At 72.0% G+C, this 17,581-nt stretch carries 19 protein-coding genes and 1 riboswitch; of the genes, 8 read left to right on the forward strand and 11 right to left on the reverse strand.

Going from position 1 to position 17,581, the window contains the following annotated elements; translation table 11 throughout:
• Positions 1 to 14: 14 nt before the first annotated feature.
• Together KBY32_RS25220 and KBY32_RS25225 are read right to left on the reverse strand one after the other, a co-directional pair.
• Positions 15 to 653 (reverse strand): hypothetical protein, encoded by a 639-nt coding sequence (locus KBY32_RS25220; protein WP_210981755.1) that lies wholly within the window; start codon positions 651 to 653, stop codon positions 15 to 17.
• Positions 646 to 1,425 (reverse strand): carboxylesterase, encoded by a 780-nt coding sequence (locus KBY32_RS25225; RefSeq protein WP_210981756.1) that lies wholly within the window; start codon positions 1,423 to 1,425, stop codon positions 646 to 648. The genes KBY32_RS25220 and KBY32_RS25225 overlap by 8 nt, the downstream gene beginning before the upstream one ends.
• 190 nt (positions 1,426 to 1,615) lie before the next feature.
• On the opposite strand from KBY32_RS25225, the gene KBY32_RS25230 reads away from it, so the two are divergent.
• The 5 genes from KBY32_RS25230 to KBY32_RS25250 all read left to right on the forward strand — a co-directional run bounded on the left by KBY32_RS25230 (position 1,616) and on the right by KBY32_RS25250 (position 6,605).
• Positions 1,616 to 2,368 carry a 1-acyl-sn-glycerol-3-phosphate acyltransferase gene (locus KBY32_RS25230; RefSeq protein WP_181890525.1) on the forward strand — a complete coding sequence of 251 codons (753 nt, stop codon included), beginning with the start codon at positions 1,616 to 1,618 and terminating at the stop codon, positions 2,366 to 2,368.
• Between the two features lie 43 nt (positions 2,369 to 2,411).
• Positions 2,412 to 3,647 carry a MacS family sensor histidine kinase gene (gene macS, locus KBY32_RS25235; protein ID WP_079033848.1) on the forward strand — a complete coding sequence of 412 codons (1,236 nt, stop codon included), beginning with the start codon at positions 2,412 to 2,414 and terminating at the stop codon, positions 3,645 to 3,647.
• Complete coding sequence (locus KBY32_RS25240; protein ID WP_210981757.1) at positions 3,644 to 4,336, forward strand: response regulator transcription factor; 693 nt, start codon at positions 3,644 to 3,646, stop codon at positions 4,334 to 4,336. Before macS ends, KBY32_RS25240 begins: the two co-directional genes overlap by 4 nt.
• Before the next feature lie 139 nt (positions 4,337 to 4,475).
• Positions 4,476 to 5,504 (forward strand): 6-phosphofructokinase, encoded by a 1,029-nt coding sequence (locus tag KBY32_RS25245; protein WP_115509214.1) that lies wholly within the window; start codon positions 4,476 to 4,478, stop codon positions 5,502 to 5,504.
• A gap of 105 nt (positions 5,505 to 5,609) precedes the next feature.
• Positions 5,610 to 6,605 carry a 2-hydroxyacid dehydrogenase gene (locus KBY32_RS25250; protein WP_055624542.1) on the forward strand — a complete coding sequence of 332 codons (996 nt, stop codon included), beginning with the start codon at positions 5,610 to 5,612 and terminating at the stop codon, positions 6,603 to 6,605.
• Here KBY32_RS25250 and KBY32_RS25255 read toward each other — a convergent pair.
• Together KBY32_RS25255 and KBY32_RS36000 are read right to left on the reverse strand one after the other, a co-directional pair.
• Positions 6,557 to 8,437, reverse strand: coding sequence for an anthranilate synthase family protein (locus KBY32_RS25255; protein WP_115509213.1), 1,881 nt, complete (start codon positions 8,435 to 8,437; stop codon positions 6,557 to 6,559). The two genes, KBY32_RS25250 and KBY32_RS25255, sit on opposite strands and share 49 nt — an antisense overlap.
• Before the next feature lie 93 nt (positions 8,438 to 8,530).
• Positions 8,531 to 8,587 carry a trp operon leader peptide gene (locus KBY32_RS36000; RefSeq protein WP_079033853.1) on the reverse strand — a complete coding sequence of 19 codons (57 nt, stop codon included), beginning with the start codon at positions 8,585 to 8,587 and terminating at the stop codon, positions 8,531 to 8,533.
• Positions 8,588 to 8,683: 96 nt separating this feature from the next.
• On the opposite strand from KBY32_RS36000, the gene KBY32_RS25265 reads away from it, so the two are divergent.
• Positions 8,684 to 10,036 carry a class II 3-deoxy-7-phosphoheptulonate synthase gene (locus KBY32_RS25265; protein WP_055624544.1) on the forward strand — a complete coding sequence of 451 codons (1,353 nt, stop codon included), beginning with the start codon at positions 8,684 to 8,686 and terminating at the stop codon, positions 10,034 to 10,036.
• Between the two features lie 143 nt (positions 10,037 to 10,179).
• Entirely contained in the window at positions 10,180 to 10,404 is a 225-nt protein-coding gene (locus KBY32_RS25270; protein WP_055624545.1) for a bacterioferritin-associated ferredoxin, read from the forward strand.
• A gap of 19 nt (positions 10,405 to 10,423) precedes the next feature.
• On the opposite strand, the gene bfr is transcribed toward KBY32_RS25270, so the two are convergent.
• Positions 10,424 to 10,900, reverse strand: a complete 477-nt coding sequence (gene bfr, locus KBY32_RS25275) for a bacterioferritin (RefSeq protein ID WP_055624546.1) — start codon at positions 10,898 to 10,900, stop codon at positions 10,424 to 10,426.
• 175 nt (positions 10,901 to 11,075) lie between these two features.
• Here bfr and KBY32_RS25280 point away from each other — a divergent pair, with 175 nt between their 5' ends.
• Entirely contained in the window at positions 11,076 to 11,708 is a 633-nt protein-coding gene (locus KBY32_RS25280; RefSeq protein ID WP_055624547.1) for a sulfite oxidase-like oxidoreductase, read from the forward strand.
• Between the two features lie 19 nt (positions 11,709 to 11,727).
• On the opposite strand, the gene KBY32_RS25285 is transcribed toward KBY32_RS25280, so the two are convergent.
• From KBY32_RS25285 to thiO, 6 genes are all read right to left on the reverse strand, one after another.
• On the reverse strand, positions 11,728 to 12,204 hold the full coding sequence (locus KBY32_RS25285) for a DUF4396 domain-containing protein (RefSeq protein WP_210981758.1): 477 nt from the start codon (positions 12,202 to 12,204) through the stop codon (positions 11,728 to 11,730).
• Positions 12,205 to 12,280: 76 nt separating this feature from the next.
• A complete protein-coding gene (locus tag KBY32_RS25290) occupies positions 12,281 to 13,174 on the reverse strand; it encodes a deoxyribonuclease IV (RefSeq protein WP_210981759.1) in 894 nt (297 codons plus the stop codon).
• Positions 13,175 to 13,249: 75 nt separating this feature from the next.
• On the reverse strand, positions 13,250 to 15,181 hold the full coding sequence (gene pknB, locus KBY32_RS25295) for a Stk1 family PASTA domain-containing Ser/Thr kinase (protein ID WP_210981760.1): 1,932 nt from the start codon (positions 15,179 to 15,181) through the stop codon (positions 13,250 to 13,252).
• 118 nt (positions 15,182 to 15,299) lie between these two features.
• Complete coding sequence (locus KBY32_RS25300) at positions 15,300 to 16,094, reverse strand: thiazole synthase (RefSeq protein ID WP_210981761.1); 795 nt, start codon at positions 16,092 to 16,094, stop codon at positions 15,300 to 15,302.
• 3 nt (positions 16,095 to 16,097) lie between these two features.
• Complete coding sequence (gene thiS, locus KBY32_RS25305) at positions 16,098 to 16,298, reverse strand: sulfur carrier protein ThiS (protein ID WP_055624552.1); 201 nt, start codon at positions 16,296 to 16,298, stop codon at positions 16,098 to 16,100.
• Positions 16,295 to 17,458 carry a glycine oxidase ThiO gene (gene thiO / locus KBY32_RS25310; RefSeq protein ID WP_210981762.1) on the reverse strand — a complete coding sequence of 388 codons (1,164 nt, stop codon included), beginning with the start codon at positions 17,456 to 17,458 and terminating at the stop codon, positions 16,295 to 16,297. The genes thiS and thiO overlap by 4 nt, the downstream gene beginning before the upstream one ends.
• Positions 17,456 to 17,567, reverse strand: a riboswitch (TPP riboswitch). (Overlaps the previous gene by 3 nt.)
• Positions 17,568 to 17,581: the final 14 nt, after the last annotated feature.

Consider the following 17,581-nt stretch of genomic DNA (forward strand, 5'->3'; position numbering starts at 1 on the left):
ACGGGCTGTCCGCGTCAGACGACCGCGCCCCGGCCGGGGTCGTCGTCGCCCTCGTCGTCGGTCTTCATCCGCATCACGAGCGTGGCGAAGCCGCCGAGGAAACCGCCGACGCAGAGCGTGGTCAGCCACCAGGTCATGTCCCAGCCGAGCAGTACGGCGAGGAGCAGCAGCACCGGCCCGCCGAGCACCCCGAGCCAGGCGAACTTCGCGGTGGCGTCCGCCTCGGGCAGTGGTGGCGGCTCCGGCGGGACGAAGTGGCCCTCGTCGTCGGCGTCGAAGTCCTCCTCCGACGGCTCGGGCACGCTGTAGTCGCGGGGACCGACACCGGGCGCGAACTGGACGGAGCCGCCCAGCGGGCGCACCGGCGCGTCCTCGCCGCCGTCGTCCTTCACGGCGGTGTCGCCGGGCTCGGCCCGTTCGGCCTTCGGCTCGGCGTCCGCGGCACCGCCCACCGGGTCGTTGGTGCCCGATTCGAGCAGCGCCAGGTCCTCCACCGACTTGAACGGCTTGGCCCCGGGCGGATCCGTCGGCTCCTCGCCGTACCCGGCGACGATCGCGGCCCAGGCGGCGTCCTCGTCGAACGGCACCTGCTGCTCTTCGGGCTCACCCTCCTCGCGTCTGTCGCGGTCGGAGCCGGAGTCGTGCTCAGCCACGTGCGGTCGTCCCTTCCTTGCCGGCACCGGTTGCGAGCCGGCCGATGAATGCGAGGCTCTCCTCGATGATCCGGTCCGCGTCCTGGTCCAACGTCGCGACATGACGGCTCTGTTCCAGCACGATCTCCGTCACGTCCGTCGACGACACCCGGCTCAGAATTCTGGCCGAGTCCGCCGCGGGCACCACGCGGTCCTCCCGGCTGCGAAAAAGCAGCAGGGGCTGGGTGACCTGCGGCAGCTCACCGTCGACCAGGCGCAGGAAGGTCCGCAGGGAGTGCGCCGCGTGCAGCGGCACCCGGTCGTAGCCGATCTCGACGGCGCCCTCCTTCGCGATGTCGCCGGCGATCCCGGGCACCGTGCGCACCAGGTGCCGGGTGACGGGCAGGCTGTGCGCGAACAGGCCGTGCAACCGGTTCGCCGGGTTGACGGCCACCACGCCGGACACGTCCGCTCCGTGCTTGGCGGCCAGCCGCAGCGCCAGGGCGCCGCCCATCGACAGCCCTGCGGTGAACACCTGGGAGCAGCGGTCGCGCAGCGCGCGCAGCTCGCGGTCCACTTCGGCGTACCAGTCCTGCCAGCCGGTGAGCCGCAGGTCCTCCCAGCGTGTGCCGTGCCCCGGCAGCAGCGGCACCGAGACGGTGAACCCGCGCTCGGCGAGCCGCTCCGCCCAGGGGCGCAGCGACTGCGGGGAGCCGGTGAATCCGTGGCACAGGAGGACCCCGACCTCTGTGCCCTGGTGGTGGTACGGCTCGGCTCCAGGAAGGACCGGCACCTTACGGTCTCCCGTTCGTGAGAGGGACGGCATGGACGTGTACGGCGACATCGGCTCACGCGGCAGCCGCTTGTCGGTACGACCCGGTGAGGTTCACCGTACGCGACCGCACTGACACCGACCAGGGCCGTCGGGTCGGTCCGTCGCGCTCCGGGTTAAGGTCTCCTCCACACACACAGGAGGCACAGGGTTGTTGTACGGCGCGATGAAGGTGGCCATCGGGGGACCGTTGAAGGTCGCCTTCCGGCCCTGGGTGGAGGGCCTGGAGAACGTACCCGCCGAGGGTGCCGCGATCCTGGCCAGCAACCACCTGTCGTTCTCCGACTCGTTCTTCCTGCCCGCGGTCCTGGACCGCAAGGTGACCTTCATCGCGAAGGCCGAGTACTTCACGACCCCCGGGGTCAAGGGCCGGCTGACGGCGGCGTTCTTCAAGGGCGTCGGCCAGCTGCCGGTGGACCGCTCCGGCGCGCGCGGCGCGGGCGAGGCGGCCATCAGGAGCGGCATAGAGGTGCTGGAGCGGGGTGAGCTGTTCGGGATCTACCCGGAGGGCACCCGCTCGCCCGACGGACGGCTCTACCGGGGCAAGCCGGGCGGCCTCGCGCGCGTGGCGCTCGCCACCGGGGCGCCGGTCATCCCCGTCGCCATGATCGACACCGAGAAGATCCAGCCGCCCGGGCAGGTCATGCCCAAGCTGATGCGGCCGGGCATCCGGATCGGCAAGCCCATGGACTTCAGCCGCTACCAGGGCATGGAGCACGACCGTTTCGTGCTGCGGGCGCTGACCGACGAGGTCATGTACGAGATCATGAAGCTCTCCGGCCAGGAGTACGTCGACATGTACGCGACCGCCGCCAAGCGGCAGATCGCGGAGGCCGCCAAGGCCGAGAAGGAACAGGCGAAGAGGACGAGGAAGCCGGACGAGGAGCGTCCCGGGGCCCAGTAGGGCGTCCGGGGCCGGGCCCGTCCGGCACACAGGGGGTGGGGGCGTGGCCAGGCGCGAGCGGGTCATGAGGATGTCGGTGGAGCAGCCGCTGTGGCGTGCGCTCGCCGGGTACCGCGTACTGACCATGGTCTACGCGATCGGCCTGTTCGTCAGCGCGCACGACCAGGTGGCCCGGCCCTGGGTGGCCCTCGGCTACTTCGCCGTCCTGGTCGTCTGGACGTTGGCCACCCTGCCGAGGGTCGCCAACGCCGCGAGCTGCACCCGGCCCTTCCTCGCCGTGGACCTGTCCGTCGCCGTCGTCGGCATCCTGCTCACCCGGGTCGCGGAGTCGCCGGAGCGCATCGACGCCGGGGCGCCCACCCTGCCGTCGATCTGGACGGCGGGCGCCGTGCTGGCCTTCGCCATCAAGGGCGGCTGGCGCTGGGCGGCGTTCGCCTCCACCCTGGTCGCCGTCGCCAACCTGGCCGAGCGCTCCGGGGTGCCCACCCGCGACACCATCCACATGGTGCTGCTCGTCTGGATCGCCTCCATCGCCATCGGCTACGTCGTCGAGGTCGCCCGCGCCTCCGAGCGCACCCTCGCCCGCGCCCTGGAGATCGAGGCGGCCACCCGCGAGCGGGAGCGGCTGGCCCGGGACATCCACGACAGCGTGCTGCAGGTGCTGGCCATGGTGCAGCGGCGCGGCGCGGTCATCGGCGGCGAGGCGGCCGAGCTGGGCCGCATGGCCGGTGAGCAAGAGGTGGCGCTGCGCACCCTGGTCTCCGGCGGCCTGGTCCCGGTGTCCCGGGTGTCGGAGGATGCCGCCGACGGCGCTCTCGTACGGGCCGTGGAGGTCCCGGACGACGACGGCGACGGCGGGCCGGTGGATCTGCGGGCGCTGCTCGCCCCGTACGCCGGCGCGCGGGTCAGCCTCGCGGAGCCCGGGGCGCCCGTGCGGCTGGCCCCGGACGCCGCGCGGGAGCTGACGGCGGCCGTCGCGGCCGCCCTGGACAACGTGCGCACGCACGCCGGTGAGGGTGCCCGCGCGTGGATCCTCGTCGAGGACGAGCCCGGCGAGGTGGTCGTCACCGTCCGGGACGACGGCCCCGGCATCCCCGAGGGCCGGCTCGCCGAGGCCGAGGGGGAGGGCCGGCTCGGCGTCGCCCTGTCGATCCGGGGACGGCTGCGCGACCTCGGCGGCACCGCCGAGGTGATCTCGGTCCCGGGGCAGGGCACCGAGGTGGAACTGAAGGTACCGAAGGCCGGCAGTGCCTCACGGGGGAAGGCGGGACAGCGATGACGGACGGTACGGCCGCGCGGCGGGAGCCGATCAGGGTGATGGTGGTCGACGACCACCCGATGTGGCGCGACGCGGTCGCCCGCGACCTCGGGGCGTCCGGCTTCGAGGTCGTCGCCACCGCGGGCGACGGCGAGCAGGCGGTGCGCCGCGCCAAGGCCGCCGCCCCCGACGTCCTGGTGCTCGACCTCAACCTGCCCTTGAAGCCCGGCGTCCAGGTCTGCAAGGAGCTCGTCGGGCACAACCCCGCGCTGCGTGTCCTGGTGCTGTCCGCGAGCGGCGAGCACGCCGACGTGCTGGAGGCCGTGAAGTCCGGCGCGACCGGCTATCTGCTGAAGTCGGCGTCGACCGAGGAGCTGCTGGACGCGGTGCGCCGTACCGCCGTCGGCGACCCGGTGTTCACGCCGGGCCTGGCCGGACTGGTCCTCGGCGAGTACCGCAGGCTGGCCTCGGAGCCGGCGCCGCCCGCGCAGGAGGCCGGCCGGCCCGGCGCCCCGCAGCTCACCGAGCGGGAGACGGAGGTACTGCGGCTGGTCGCGAAGGGCCTGAGCTACAAGCAGATCGCCGAGCGCCTGGTGATTTCCCACCGCACGGTGCAGAACCACGTCCAGAACACCCTCGGCAAGCTCCAGCTGCACAACCGGGTGGAACTCGTGCGGTACGCGATAGAGCGGGGCCTCGACGACGAGTGAACCGGGCGTCGCCGGATTGACGAGCCGTCAAGCCAAATCCCCGGCCGTTCACCGGAATTGCCGGTCCGACCCATCGCTGTGTGACCTGGCTCACCATTAGCGTGGCCTCACCAGGCAACCGCGGCGAAGGGACATTTCCATGCGGGTCGGAGTACTGACCGGAGGCGGCGACTGCCCCGGTCTCAACGCCGTCATCCGGGCCGTCGTCCGCAAGGGCGTCCAGGAGTACGGCTACGACTTCGTCGGCTTCCGGGACGGCTGGCGGGGTCCGCTCGAGAACGACGCCATCCGTCTCGACATCCCCGCCGTGCGCGGCATCCTGCCCCGCGGCGGCACGATCCTCGGCTCCTCGCGCACCAACCCGCTGAAGGAACAGGACGGCATCCGGCGCATCAAGGACAACCTCGCCAAGCAGGAGGTCGAGGCGCTCATCGCGATCGGCGGCGAGGACACCCTCGGCGTCGCCGCCCGGCTGTCCGACGAGTACGGCGTGCCCTGCGTGGGCGTGCCGAAGACCATCGACAACGATCTGTCCGCCACCGACTACACCTTCGGCTTCGACACCGCCGTCGGCATCGCGACGGAGGCCATCGACCGGCTGCACACCACCGCCGAGTCGCATATGCGCGTCCTGGTCTGCGAGGTGATGGGCCGTCACGCCGGCTGGATCGCCCTGCACTCCGGGCTGGCCGGCGGCGCCAACGTCATCCTCATCCCCGAGCAGCGCTTCGACGTCGACAAGGTCTGCGCCTGGATCACCTCGCGCTTCAAGGCCTCGTACGCCCCGATCGTGGTGGTCGCCGAGGGCGCCATGCCCCAGGACGGCGACATGGTGCTCAAGGACGAGTCGCTCGACTCCTTCGGGCACGTCCGGCTCTCCGGCGTCGGCGAGTGGCTGGCCAAGGAGATCGAGAAGCGCACCGGCAAGGAGGCCCGCACCACCGTCCTCGGGCACATCCAGCGCGGCGGCACCCCGAGCGCCTTCGACCGCTGGCTCGCCACCCGCTTCGGGCTGCACGCCATCGAGGCGGTCCGCGACGGCGACTTCGGCACGATGGTCGCCCTGCGCGGCACGGACATCGTGCGCGTCCCGATCGCCGAGGCGACGGCGAAGCTGAAGACGGTCGACCCGAAGCTCTACGACGAGGTCGGCGTCTTCTTCGGCTGACGGCTGACCGCCGACCGCTGACCGACGCCAGGTCCGGCCGCCCGGCGGTGACGGGTTGTGGGCCGTATATTGCGGCCCACAGCCCCTACGGAGCCGGGAGCAGCCTTGGAGATCGTGGCCTTCGGCGTGCAGGCCGACGAGAAACCCCTGATCGAGCAGGCCTTCAGGGACCACCACGAGGTCCGCAGCCTGGACGTCTTCCTCAACGACGACACCGCCCCCATCGCGGCCGGCCACGAGATCGTCTGCACCAGCGTCAACTGCGACCTGGGCGCCTCCGTGCTGCGGGCCCTCGCGGCCGGCGGCACCCGGATGGTCGCCCAGCGCTCCACCGGCTTCAACAACATCGACCTCGACGTCGCCGCGGACCTCGGCCTGACCGTCGCCCGGGTCTCGTACTACTCGCCCTACTCGGTGGCCGAGTTCGCGTGGACCCTCGCCATGGCGGTGAACCGCCGGATCGTGCGCGCCTCCACGCGCACGCGTGACTTCGACTTCCGCCTCGACGGGCTGATGGGCCGCGATCTGCACGGCCGGACCGCGGGCGTCCTCGGCACCGGGAAGATCGGCGAGGCCTTCGCCCGCATCGCCCACGGGTTCGGCATGAAGCTGCTCGGCTGGGACGTCGCCGAGAACCCCGCCTGTATGCAGCTCGGCATGAAGTACGTCCCCAAGGAGCGGCTCCTCGCCGAGTCCGACCTGATCAGCCTGCACGTCCCGCTGATGCCCGAGACCAGCAGGCTGATCGACGCGGCCGCCCTGAAGACGATGAAGGACGACGCGATCCTCGTGAACTCCAGCCGGGGCGGGCTCATCGACACCGCGGCCCTCGTCGCCGAGCTGCGCGAGGGCCGCTTCACCGGCGTCGGCCTCGACGTCTACGAGGCCGAGGCCGGCCTGTTCTTCCTCGACAAGTCCCTCCAGGCCATCGAGGACGACACCCTGGCCCGCCTGGTCACCTTCCCCAACGTCCTGGTCACCTCGCACCAGGCGTACTACACCCGGGACGCCGTCGGCCAGATCGTCGACACCACCGTGCGCAACGTCCTCGACTACACGGCCGGCCGCCGCTCGGAGAACGTGCTCGTGCCCCGCAGCTGAGCCACCAGGTCCCGGACGACGGCGGCGCCGTTCAGCGTCAGCACCGACTCGGGGTGGAACTGCACCCCGGCGAAGCCAGGACCGCGCAGCGCGTGCACCTCGCCGTTGTCCGCCCGGCTGACCTCGACGCCGTGCGCGGCGAGCTCCTGGAGCGCCTCGTCGTCGCAGCGGGCCACGAAGCTGTTGTAGAAGCCGACCGTCTCCGGCCGTCCGAACAGGTCGATCGTGGTCTGCGCGCCCTGGTACGGCACGTCCTTGCGCACGATGTCCAGGCCCAGCTCGGTGGCGATCAGCTCATGGCCGAGGCAGACCCCGAGCACACCGTGCCGATGGTGCCGGACCACCTCGGCGGTCAGGTCCCGCAGCAGCCGCATCTTCGGGTCGGCCAGGTCGGAGGGGTCGCCGGGGCCGGGGCCGAGCACCACCGGGCCCTCGTGGGCGAGCACCGCCTCCCGCAGCCCGGGCTCGTCGTAGCGGCGGACGCTCACCCCGAGGCCGGCCGCGCGCAGCACATGCGCGAGCATCGCGGTGAACGTGTCCTCGCCGTCCACGACCAGGGCGTCACCGGTCAGTTCGTCGCCCCGCTCCTGCATCCGCAGCCAGAACGGCGCGAGCGAGGCCCGGCGCCCGTCCAGCGCGGCCCGTACGCGCGGGTCGTCGGCGAGCCGCACGCGCGCGTGCTCCGCGGCGGGCCGCGACGGCCGTACGCCCAGGGCGGCCAGCACCCCGGCCGCCTTGGCGTGGGTCTCGGCCACCTCGCCCGCCGGGTCCGAGCCGCGCACCAGCGTGGCGCCGACCGGCACCCGCAGCCGCCCGCCGGCGTCGATGTCGGCGGTGCGGATCAGGATGGGGGAGTCCAGGGTCTGCGCCCCGCCGGAGTCCCGGCCGAGCAGGGCCAGCGCGCCCGCGTAGTAGCCGCGCCCGCCGGACTCGTGCCGCTCGATGACCCGGCACGCGTTCTGCACCGGCGAGCCGGTCACGGTCGCCGCGAACATCGTCTCCCGCAGCACCTCCCGGGCGTCCAGCGAGGACTTCCCGCGCAGCTCGTACTCGGTGTGCGCGAGGTGGGCCATCTCCTTCAGCCGGGGCCCGATCACGACCCCGCCCATGTCGCCGACGGTGCACATCATCTTCAGTTCCTCGTCGACCACCATCGACAGCTCCTCGATCTCCTTGCCGTCGGCGAGGAAGCCGAGCAGATGCTCCGGCGTCGGGCCCTCGGCGGGGTAGCGGTAGGTCCCGCTGATCGGGTTCATCACGACCGTGCCGCCCGACATCCGCACATGCACCTCCGGGCTGGCCCCGACCAGCGTCCGCTCCCCGGTGTGCACGACGAACGTCCAGTACGCGCCCCGCTCGCCCTCCAGCAGCCGCCGGAACAGCGCGAGCGCGTCGGACCGGGAGAACCCGTCGATCCGGCCCTCGTACGTCCGCCGGATCACGAAGTTGGCGCCCTCGCCGCGCCCGATCTCCTCGTCCAGCACCCGCCCGACGATCCGCGCGTACTCCTCGTCGCCGACGTCGAAGCCGCCGCCCTCGACCCGGACCTCGTGCGCCGGGAGCTGCGCCAGGGCGTCGTCCAGCGGCACGGTGTACGACTCCTCGGGCGTCAGCACCGTCAGCGGGGTGCCGTCGTCGCGGACGTCGAAGCCGCGCTCCCTGATCTGCCGGAACGGCACGAGGGCGAGGCCCTCGTCGGGGAGGTCGGCGAGCCGCTCCCGGGTGCCGACGGGGCCGAGCAGGACCTCCACGGTGTTCTCGTCGTGGCCCGGCGCGCGACGGCGCAGCAGGGCGAACGGGCGGGGATCGTCGAGCAGGTCGAGCAGGTGCATGGGTCCGGTTCCCTCTCACTGGGAGGAACGGACCCCGGAAAACACCGAAGGCCGCCCCTCGGGCGGCCTTCGCGAAGTCTTGGATACGCGCAGTCAGCGGGCCGCCGGATGAGCGGTCCACCACCAGTTCTGGATCGAGTGCGCGAACATGCCACGCACCCTACCGCATGTCCGACTGGTGTACCCCGTGTCTCAATTGCTGGGCATGGGGCGGGACGCCCGACACGACCCCGTAATGTTGAGGTCGTGACCGTGAACGCTAAGACCAGCCCGAGCGCTGGCAACACCTGGCGAAACCTGCCCGCGGCGCAGCAGCCCGAGTACCCCGACCCCGAGGCTCTGCGCGCAGTGATCGCGGACCTCGAGTCGTATCCGCCGCTCGTCTTCGCGGGCGAGTGCGACCAGCTGCGCGCCCGTCTGGCGGCCGTCGCCAAGGGAGAGGCGTTCCTCCTCCAGGGCGGCGACTGCGCCGAGGCGTTCGACGCCGTGTCCGCCGATCACATCCGCAACAAGCTCAAGACCCTCCTCCAGATGGGCGCCGTGCTCACGTACGCCGCCTCGGTGCCGGTCGTGAAGGTCGGCCGCATCGCCGGCCAGTACTCCAAGCCGCGCTCCAAGCCGACCGAGACCCGCGACGGCGTCACCCTGCCGACCTACCGCGGCGACTCCGTCAACGGCTTCGACTTCACCGAGGCCGCCCGCGTCCCGGACCCCGAGCGCCTGAAGCGGATGTACAACGCGTCCGCCTCCACGCTCAACCTGGTGCGCGCCTTCACCACCGGCGGCTACGCCGACCTGCGCCAGGTGCACGCCTGGAACCAGGACTTCGTCAAGTCGTCCCCGTCCGGCCAGCGCTACGAGCAGCTGGCCCGCGAGATCGACCAGGCGCTGAACTTCATGCACGCCTGCGGGGCCGACCCGGAGGAGTTCAAGACCGTCGAGTTCTACGCCTCGCACGAGGCGCTGCTGCTCGACTACGAGTCCGCGCTGACCAGGGTCGACTCCCGCACCGGGCACCTGTACGACGTCTCCGGGCACATGGTGTGGATCGGTGAGCGCACCCGGCAGCTGGACGGCGCGCACATCGAGTTCGCCTCGCGGATCCGCAACCCCATCGGCATCAAGCTCGGCCCGACGACGACGGCCGAGGAGGCGCTGCAGTACATCGACCGCCTCGACCCGGAGCGCGAGCCGGGCCGGCTGACCTTCATCGTCCGCATGGGCGCCGACAAGATCCGGGACAAGCTCCCCGAGCTGGTCGAGAAGGTCACCGCCTCCGGTGCCACCGTGGCCTGGGTGACCGACCCGATGCACGGCAACACCTTCGAGGCGGCCTCCGGGCACAAGACCCGCCGCTTCGACGACGTGCTGGACGAGGTCAAGGGCTTCTTCGAGGTCCACAAGTCGCTGGGCACCCACCCCGGCGGCATCCATGTGGAGCTCACCGGCGACGACGTCACCGAGTGCGTGGGCGGCGGCGACGAGATCTTCGTCGACGATCTGCACCAGCGCTACGAGACGGCCTGCGACCCCCGGCTGAACCGCAGCCAGTCGCTGGACCTGGCGTTCCTCGTCGCGGAGATGTACCGCGACCAGTGATCTTCCCGATCATGGGGGGTGGGGCAAGGATCACACCGGATCCATGCCCCACCCCACTTTTGTGCTCCTGCCATGACGGGTAAGGTTAGGTTTGCCTCACCGAACAGGGGATGGCGCATCGACCCCGTCGGGAGGTGAACCGCGTGTACGTCTGCAGTTGCTTCGGCATCACCGAGCAGCAGGTCAAGAAGCATGCGGAGGACGGCGCCTGCACCCCCCGCCAGGTCGCCTCGGCCTGCAAGGCCGGCACCGACTGCGGATCGTGCGTGCGCCGTATCCAGGCACTGCTGGGCCGGGGCGCCTGCCCCCGCCGTGAGCTCGCCGACCAGGGCCGTCCGGTCGTCTCCGACCTCGAGGACGCCGCCTAGTCCGCCCAGTCCCTCGGATCTAGCTGGGCTGCTCGATCTGCTGGGCGATGTAGAGCGCCTCGCCGAGCTTCTCGATGAGCTCCAGCTGGGTGTCCAGGTAGTCGATGTGGTGCTCCTCGTCCGCCAGGATCTCCTCGAAGATGTTCGCGGACGTGATGTCGCCCTTGGTGCGCATCACCTCGATACCGCGCTTGAGGCGGTCGATCGCCTCCACCTCCACCTGCCGGTCGGCCTGGAACATCTCCGTGACCGTCTGGCCCACCCGGACGTGGAAGAGCCGCTGGTAGTTGGGCAGGCCGTCGAGCATGAGGATGCGCTCGGTGAGCTTGTCCGCGTGCTTCATCTCGTCGATGGACTCTTCCCGCGTGTACTTCGCGAGCTTCGTCCAGCCCTTGTTGTCCTGGATGCGGTAGTGCAGCCAGTACTGGTTGATCGCGGTGAGCTCACCGGTGAGCTGCTCGTTGAGGAATTCGAGGACCTCGGGGTCGCCCTGCATCGCTACGGGCTCCTTCCACGCGGGGGACTGGCAGGATGCGCCGCATGATTCCACCGGGCGCGAAGATCGTCCAGTAAGTCTTGACTTAGTAAGTAAGTGCATGCTTAGTCGGTTTTGGGTGGTGCGGTGAGGGGTGTGGTCAGGTGCACCGTCCCGGGTCTGTCAGGATGGAGGCATGGGTCAGCCGGTGGAGCGCGAAGGTGGGGCAGCAGCACATTCCGAGCTCCCGCCGGGGCAGCGCATCCAGCGCGGCTGGCCGGTCACGCACTACGGTCCGGTGCCCAAGTTCCGCCCCGAGCGCTGGGACTTCCGGGTCTTCGGCGCCACCGCCGACGGCGAGAAGCACAGCTGGACCCACGAGGAGTTCACGGCCCTGCCGTACACCAGCGTCGTCGCCGATCTGCACTGCGTCACGAAGTTCAGCATGCTCGGCGCCGAGTGGGGCGGCATCCCGGCCCGCACGATCCTCGACATCGCGCCGCCCGCGTCCACCGTCACCCATGTCATGGTCTGGGCGGAGTACGGCTTCAGCTCCAACCTGCGGCTGGACGACTTCGCCCATGAACGCGCGATCTTCGCCACCCACCGCGACGGCGAGCTGCTGACCGCCGAGCACGGCTTCCCGCTGCGCCTGGTCGTCCCCCATCTGTACGCCTGGAAAGGACCCAAGTGGGTCCGTGGCGTGGAGTACATGACCGCCGACCGCCGGGGCTTCTGGGAGGAGCGCGGCTACCACAACATCGGCGACCCGTGGCGCGAGCAGCGCTACTCCTACCAGGAAGAGCCCGGGGACGGCCCCGAGCTCTGACTCCCGGCCCGCACCGGCCTCAGTGGTACTGGTGCACCACCGCGTGGCCCCGCCCGCGCCCGATCATCCACTTGTTGACCGGGGTCGTGGCGACGAAGGCCACGGCCAGCGCGATCGCCAGCACCCACCAGAACAGCGGGTCGCCGAGCCCGGCGTCCATGGCGCCCGGCCACAGCACGATCACGCCGTTGTCGACCAGCTCCATCACCGCGATGGACAGGGTGTCCGCGGCCAGTGCCACCTTCACGGCGGCCCGCAGGCCGAGGCCCGCCTTGAGGACGCCGCGCAGGGTGAGCGCGTAGCCGAAGAAGAAGGCGAGCGCGATCGCGAGGATCAGGGTCGGCACGGCGCTCCAGCCGAGCGCGGTGCCGATCACCATGCCGAGCACCTCGCCGATGGCGCACCCGGTGAGGCAGTGCAGGGTGGCCCGGACGGCGGTCTCCCAGCCGCCGCCCCCGGTCATTCCCTCGTGGTGGTGGTTTGCTTCCTGTTGCATGACGCCCCCTGACGCGCGATGTCCGTCTCTCGCTCCATCAGAACCACATACCCCCTGGGGGTATTCCGGGAATCGGTCAGCCGTCGCGCAGTTTCTTCAGCCGCTCCACGTCCGCGGCATGACCCTCCTTGCCGCCCGGGGTCTCGATGATCAGCGGGACGCCCGCGGTGGCCGGGTGCGTCATCAGCGCGCGGAACGGGTCCTCGCCGATGTGCCCCGCGCCGATGTTCTCGTGCCGGTCCTTGTGGGCGCCGACGACGTCCTTGGAGTCGTTGGCGTGGATCAGCTTCAGCCGGCCCGCGCCGACCGTGTCCACCAGCAGGTCCAGCGTCTGGTGCATCCCGGACGGGCCGGTGAGATCGTGGCCGGCCGCGTAGATGTGGCAGGTGTCCAGGCAGACGCCCAGCTTCGGATGGGCGTCCAGGGCCTCGAAGTACGGCCCGAAGTCCCAGGTACGCGAGCACAGCGAGGAGCCCTGCCCGGCGGTGGACTCCAGCAGCAGGAACGGGTCGTCGTCGTGGGTCAGCTCGTCCAGCAGCGGCAGCAGATGCTCGCGGACCTGCTTCAGGGCCACCGAGCGGTCCCGGCCGCCGGTCGCGCTGCCCGTGTGCACCACCACGCCGAGCGCCCCGATCTCCCGGCCGCGCCGCAGCGAGTGCCGCAGCGACTCCACGGACCGCTCGACGGTCGCCTCGGTGTGCGAGCCGAAGTTGATCAGATACGGGGCGTGGACGTACGCCGGTATCGACTCGGCGGCGCAGAGCGCCCGGAACTCCTCGTCCTGGTGCGGATTGCCGGGCGGGGTCGCCCAGCCCCGCGGGTTGGCGACGAAGACCTGGACCGTCTCGGCCTTCAGATCGCGGGCGTAGGCGAGGCCGACGGAGCTGAGACCGCCGGCCACCGGGACGTGGCCGCCGACGGGGTTGCGGGAGGGGCCGGGGAGGGCGGAACCGGACTGCTGACTTCTCACCCGTCCAGGGTGTCATGCGGCGGGAACGGCCCGGTCACCCGGTCACCCGGCCGCCCCCGCCCGCCGTCACCGGCCTCACCGGATGGTGATGGTGACCGTCGACCCCTTCGGCGCCTTGTCCCCGCCCTTCGGGGACTGCTTCTTCACCGTGTCCCCGAACAGGCCGAGCAGTCCGCGGTCCTCGTCGACCTCGAAGCCGGCGGCCTCCAGCTGGGCCTTGGCGTCGTCGACGCTGTCGCCGACCACGTCCGGGACCTCGATCATCTCGGGGCCCTTGGAGAGGGTCAGCGTGACGGTGTCGCCCTCGGCCGCCTGGGTGCCCTCGCCCGGCGACTGCCGGGCGACCAGACCCGCGTCGAACTCCGAGTTGACCCGGCCGGGCGCGATCCGCACCTTCAGGCCGGCCTCCTCCAGCTCGGCCCGCGCGTCCTCGGGGCTCTCGCCGGTGACGTCCGGGAGGTCGACCGGGCTGCCCTTGCTGACGGTCAGCGCGACCGCCGAGCCCGAGCGGACCGTGGTGCCCTCGCCCGGGGACGTGGAGATGACCGAGCCGCGCGCGATCTCGTCGTCGAACTCCCGCGTGACCATGCCCGGCTCCAGACCGCGCTCCTTCAGCGCGGCCCGCGCCTGGGCCGGCGTGCGGTCCCTGAGGTCCGGCACCTTCACCGTCTTCGGGCCGAGGGAGACGACCAGGTCCACGGAGTCGTTCTGCCGGATGCGGGCGCCCGGCTTCGGGTCGGTGCTCATGACCGTGCCGCGGTCGAAGGTGTCGCTGTACGCCCGCCGCACCTTGCCGAGGTCCAGCCCGTCCTGCTCCAGACGGTCCCTGGCCTGCGCCTCGCTCTTCGACAGCAGCGGGGGGACCTCGGTGAACTGCCCGGAGTTGATGTACCAGATCCCCGCGCCGAGGCCGAGGGCCAGCAGCACGGCGGCCACCACGACCATCGGGCCGCGCGGCCGGCGCGAGGCGCGCGCGCGGGGCGGCCCGGCCGGCGGGGCCGGGGGCATCTCCAGACGGCTGGTCCGGTGCACGGGCTCGTCCCCGTCGACCGGCAGCGGGCGGGGCACGGTCAGCCCGCGCGGGATCACGCTCGTACGGTCGTCCGCGTTGTCGTGCCCGTCGGACAGCGCCTGCGGGGGCATCGCGTCCAGCTGCTCGTCGGTGAGCGCCTGGCGCGCCACGCGGGCCTGCGCGAGGAGGGCCACGGCGTCGTACGGGCGGACGCCCGGGGTGCGGGCGGTCGCGGAGGCGACCAGCTCGTCCAGCTCGTAGGCCAGGCCCGGCACCACCGCGGAGGGCGGCGGCACGTCTTCGTGCAGATGCTTGTAGAGCACCACGGCGGGGGAGTCCCCGTCGTGCGGCTTCTCGCCGGTCAGCATCTCGTAGAGGACGACCCCGCACGCGTACACGTCGACACGGGCGTCGGCGGCGCCCGGCTGCTCTATCTGCTCGGGCGCGAGATACGAGACGGTGCCGAGGACGGCGCCGGTGGTGCTGGTCACGGTGTCCACCGAGCGCACCAGTCCGAAGTCGGCGACCTTCACCCGGCCGTCGTCCCCTATCAGGACGTTCTCCGGCTTCATGTCGCGGTGCACGAACCCCGCACGGTGCGCGGCGCCGAGCGCGGCGAGCACCGGCTCCAGGATGTCGAGCGCGGCCCGCGGCTGGAGCGCCCCGCGCTCGCGCAGGACGTCGCGCAGGGTGCAGCCCGCGATGTACTCCATCGCGAGATAGACGTACGACCCGTCGGTGCCCTGGTCGAAGACCTGCACCACGTTCGGGTGGGCCAGCCGGGCGACGGACTTCGCCTCCCGGATGAACCGCTCGACGAACGCCCCGTCCACCGCCAGCGCCGGATGCATCACCTTGAGCGCGAGCACGCGGTCGAGGCGGGTGTCCAGGGCCCGGTAGACCGTGGCCATCCCGCCGACCGCGATCCGCGCGTCCACGCGATACCGGCCGTCGAGCACCTGCCCGACCAGAGGGTCCTGAAGGGTCGTATCCACGCAGGTGAGTGTACGAGCCGACACCGACACCCCGTCCGGTCCCGCATGGATCGGGGCGGGACTGCGACCGTCCTGTGACGGACACCTCAGCCTTCGGGCGCCTTGATCGAACGTACGTTCAGAACGCGGGCCGTTCCGGGTCCAGCCGCGCCAGTCCGTCCACCGGCGAGGACGCCTCCGCGAAGTGCCGCCTCGGAATGCGGCCCGCCCGGCGCGCCAGCCGGCCCGCCTCCACCGCGTGCCGCATCGCGTCGGCCATCAGCACCGGCTCCTGGGCCCGCGTCACCGCCGAGGCGAGCATCACACCGGCACAGCCCAGCTCCATCGCGAGCGCCGCGTCCGAGGCCGTACCGGCACCCGCGTCCAGGATCACCGGCACGCGCGCGTGCTCCACGATCAGCTGGAAGTTGTGCGGGTTGCGGATGCCGAGCCCGGAGCCGATGGGTGAGCCCAGCGGCATGATCGCCGCGCATCCGGCGTCCTCCAGCTTCCGCGCCAGCACCGGGTCGTCATTGGTGTACGGGAGCACCGTGAAACCGTCGTCCACCAGCGTCTCCGCCGCGTCCAGCAGCTCGACCGGGTCGGGCAGCAGGGTCCGCTCGTCGGCGATGACCTCCAGCTTCACCAGGTCCGTGCCGAGCGCCTCGCGCGCGAGGCGGGCCGTCAGCACCGCCTCGCCCGCCGTGAAGCACCCCGCGGTGTTCGGCAGCACCCGGATGCCGAGCCGGTCCAGCACCGACAGGACGGAGCCGTGCACCGAGGGGTCCACCCGGCGCATCGCGACGGTCGTCAGCTCCGTCCCGGACGCCACCAGCGCCCGCTCCAGGACGTCCAGGCTGGGCGCCCCGCCCGTGCCCATGATCAGCCGGGAGATGAGGGTCAGGTCCCCGATGACGAGGGGGTCGTCGGCCATGGGTCAGCCTCCTTGCACGGCGGTCAGGACCTCGACGCGGTCCCCCTCGCGCAGCGGCGTCGACGGCCACTGCGCGCGCGGGACGACGGTCTCGTTCAGGGCGGCGGCCACCCCGGAGGGGGCCCGCGTGAGCAGCCGTACGGCGGTGTCGAGCGCCGTACCGGGGTCGACCCGGCGCCGCTCGCCGTTGAGCGAGATGTTCATGCGGGCTGCTCCTCGCGGACGGCGGCGAACCGCAGCGGGGTGAAGTCACGGGCCACGTCCGGCAGTTCACCGGAGGTCAGGACGTGCGCCAGGACGTCCCCGGTGACCGGGGCGAGCAGTACGCCGTTGCGGCCGTGCCCGGTGGCGAGCAGCAGCCCGTCCAGCGCGGTCGGGCCGAGCAGCGGCGCGTTGTCGGGGGAGGCCGGGCGCAGGCCCGCCCGGGTCTCGGTCAGCGGCAGCTCGGTGATGCCGGGCACCAGCTCGTGGGCGTCCCGCAGCAGCTCGTACACACCGCCGGCGGTCACCGTGGTGTCCCAGCCCAGTTCCTCGCTCGTCGCGCCGACGACCAGCTCGCCGTTCTCGCGCGGCACCAGATACACCTGGCTGCCGCGCACCACCGCCCGCACCGTCCGGCTCAGGAACGGCGCGAGGCCCTTGGGCACGGTCAGCCGCAGCACCTGCCCCTTCACGGGCCGCACCGGCGGCCGTACGGCGTCGGGGACGCCCGCGAGCCGGCCGCTCAGGCTGCCCGCCGCGAGGACCACCCGGTCCGCGGCCAGCCGGCTGCCGTCCGTGGTGGTGACCCCGGTGGCCCGGTCCGCGGTGACGTCCAGGCGCTCGGCCCAGGTCCGGTGGAAGGTGACGCCGGCCCGCTCGCAGGCGGCCAGCAGCGCCCCGGTGAGCCGCCGCGGGTCGATCTGGTGGTCGCCGTCCACCCGCAGCCCGCCGCGCACCCCGGGCGCCAGCATCGGCTCCAGGCGCCGGCACTCCCGGCCCGTCAGCCACTCCGAGTCCAGCCCCGAACGGCTCTGCAGGGCGTGCAGCTCGCGCAGATGCGCGCGGTCGTCCGCGTCCAGCGCGACGGCGAGCGTGCCGCACCTGCGGTAGCCGAGGGCGTGTCCGGTGAGGTCGGTGAGCTCGGCCGCGAAGTCCGGATAGCGGCGGGCCGAGTCGAGGTTCAGGCCGAGCAGGGTCTGCTCGCCGTAGTGCAGTTCGGTGACCGCGGCCAGCATCCCGGCCGCCACCCGGGCGGCCCCGCCGCCCGGCTCCGGGTCCACCACGGCGGTGGCGAACCCGCGTTGCGCGGCCCGCCACGCCGTGACCAGGCCGATGATCCCGCCCCCCACGACGAGGACGTCTGAGGTACGCGTACGCGACATGGGCGTCCAGCCCCTCCCTTCGCCGGCATGACCCGGATCAGGTTCGTACGGTCGGAGGCCGCCAGCCTCCCTCTCAGCCCGGTGCGTCCGGGCTCCCGCGAGTGCTCTACGGTGGCCACCCTA

This window comes from Streptomyces sp. RK62 (genome assembly GCF_018070255.1).
Taxonomy (GTDB): Bacteria; Actinomycetota; Actinomycetes; order Streptomycetales; family Streptomycetaceae; genus Streptomyces; species Streptomyces nigra.

Excerpts from the sequence above, each read along its gene's own strand:
- KBY32_RS25240 (WP_210981757.1), top strand. The coding sequence starts at position 3,644 with ATGACGGACGGTACGGCCGCGCGGCGGGAGCCGATCAGGGTGATGGTG.
- KBY32_RS25245 (WP_115509214.1), top strand. The coding sequence starts at position 4,476 with ATGCGGGTCGGAGTACTGACCGGAGGCGGCGACTGCCCCGGTCTCAAC.
- KBY32_RS25255 (WP_115509213.1), bottom strand. The coding sequence starts at position 8,437 with ATGCACCTGCTCGACCTGCTCGACGATCCCCGCCCGTTCGCCCTGCTG.
- bfr (WP_055624546.1), bottom strand. The coding sequence starts at position 10,900 with ATGCAGGGCGACCCCGAGGTCCTCGAATTCCTCAACGAGCAGCTCACC.
- KBY32_RS25280 (WP_055624547.1), top strand. The coding sequence starts at position 11,076 with ATGGGTCAGCCGGTGGAGCGCGAAGGTGGGGCAGCAGCACATTCCGAG.
- KBY32_RS25285 (WP_210981758.1), bottom strand. The coding sequence starts at position 12,204 with ATGCAACAGGAAGCAAACCACCACCACGAGGGAATGACCGGGGGCGGC.
- KBY32_RS25300 (WP_210981761.1), bottom strand. The coding sequence starts at position 16,094 with ATGGCCGACGACCCCCTCGTCATCGGGGACCTGACCCTCATCTCCCGG.
- thiS (WP_055624552.1), bottom strand. The coding sequence starts at position 16,298 with ATGAACATCTCGCTCAACGGCGAGCGGCGCCGGGTCGACCCCGGTACG.
- thiO (WP_210981762.1), bottom strand. The coding sequence starts at position 17,458 with ATGTCGCGTACGCGTACCTCAGACGTCCTCGTCGTGGGGGGCGGGATC.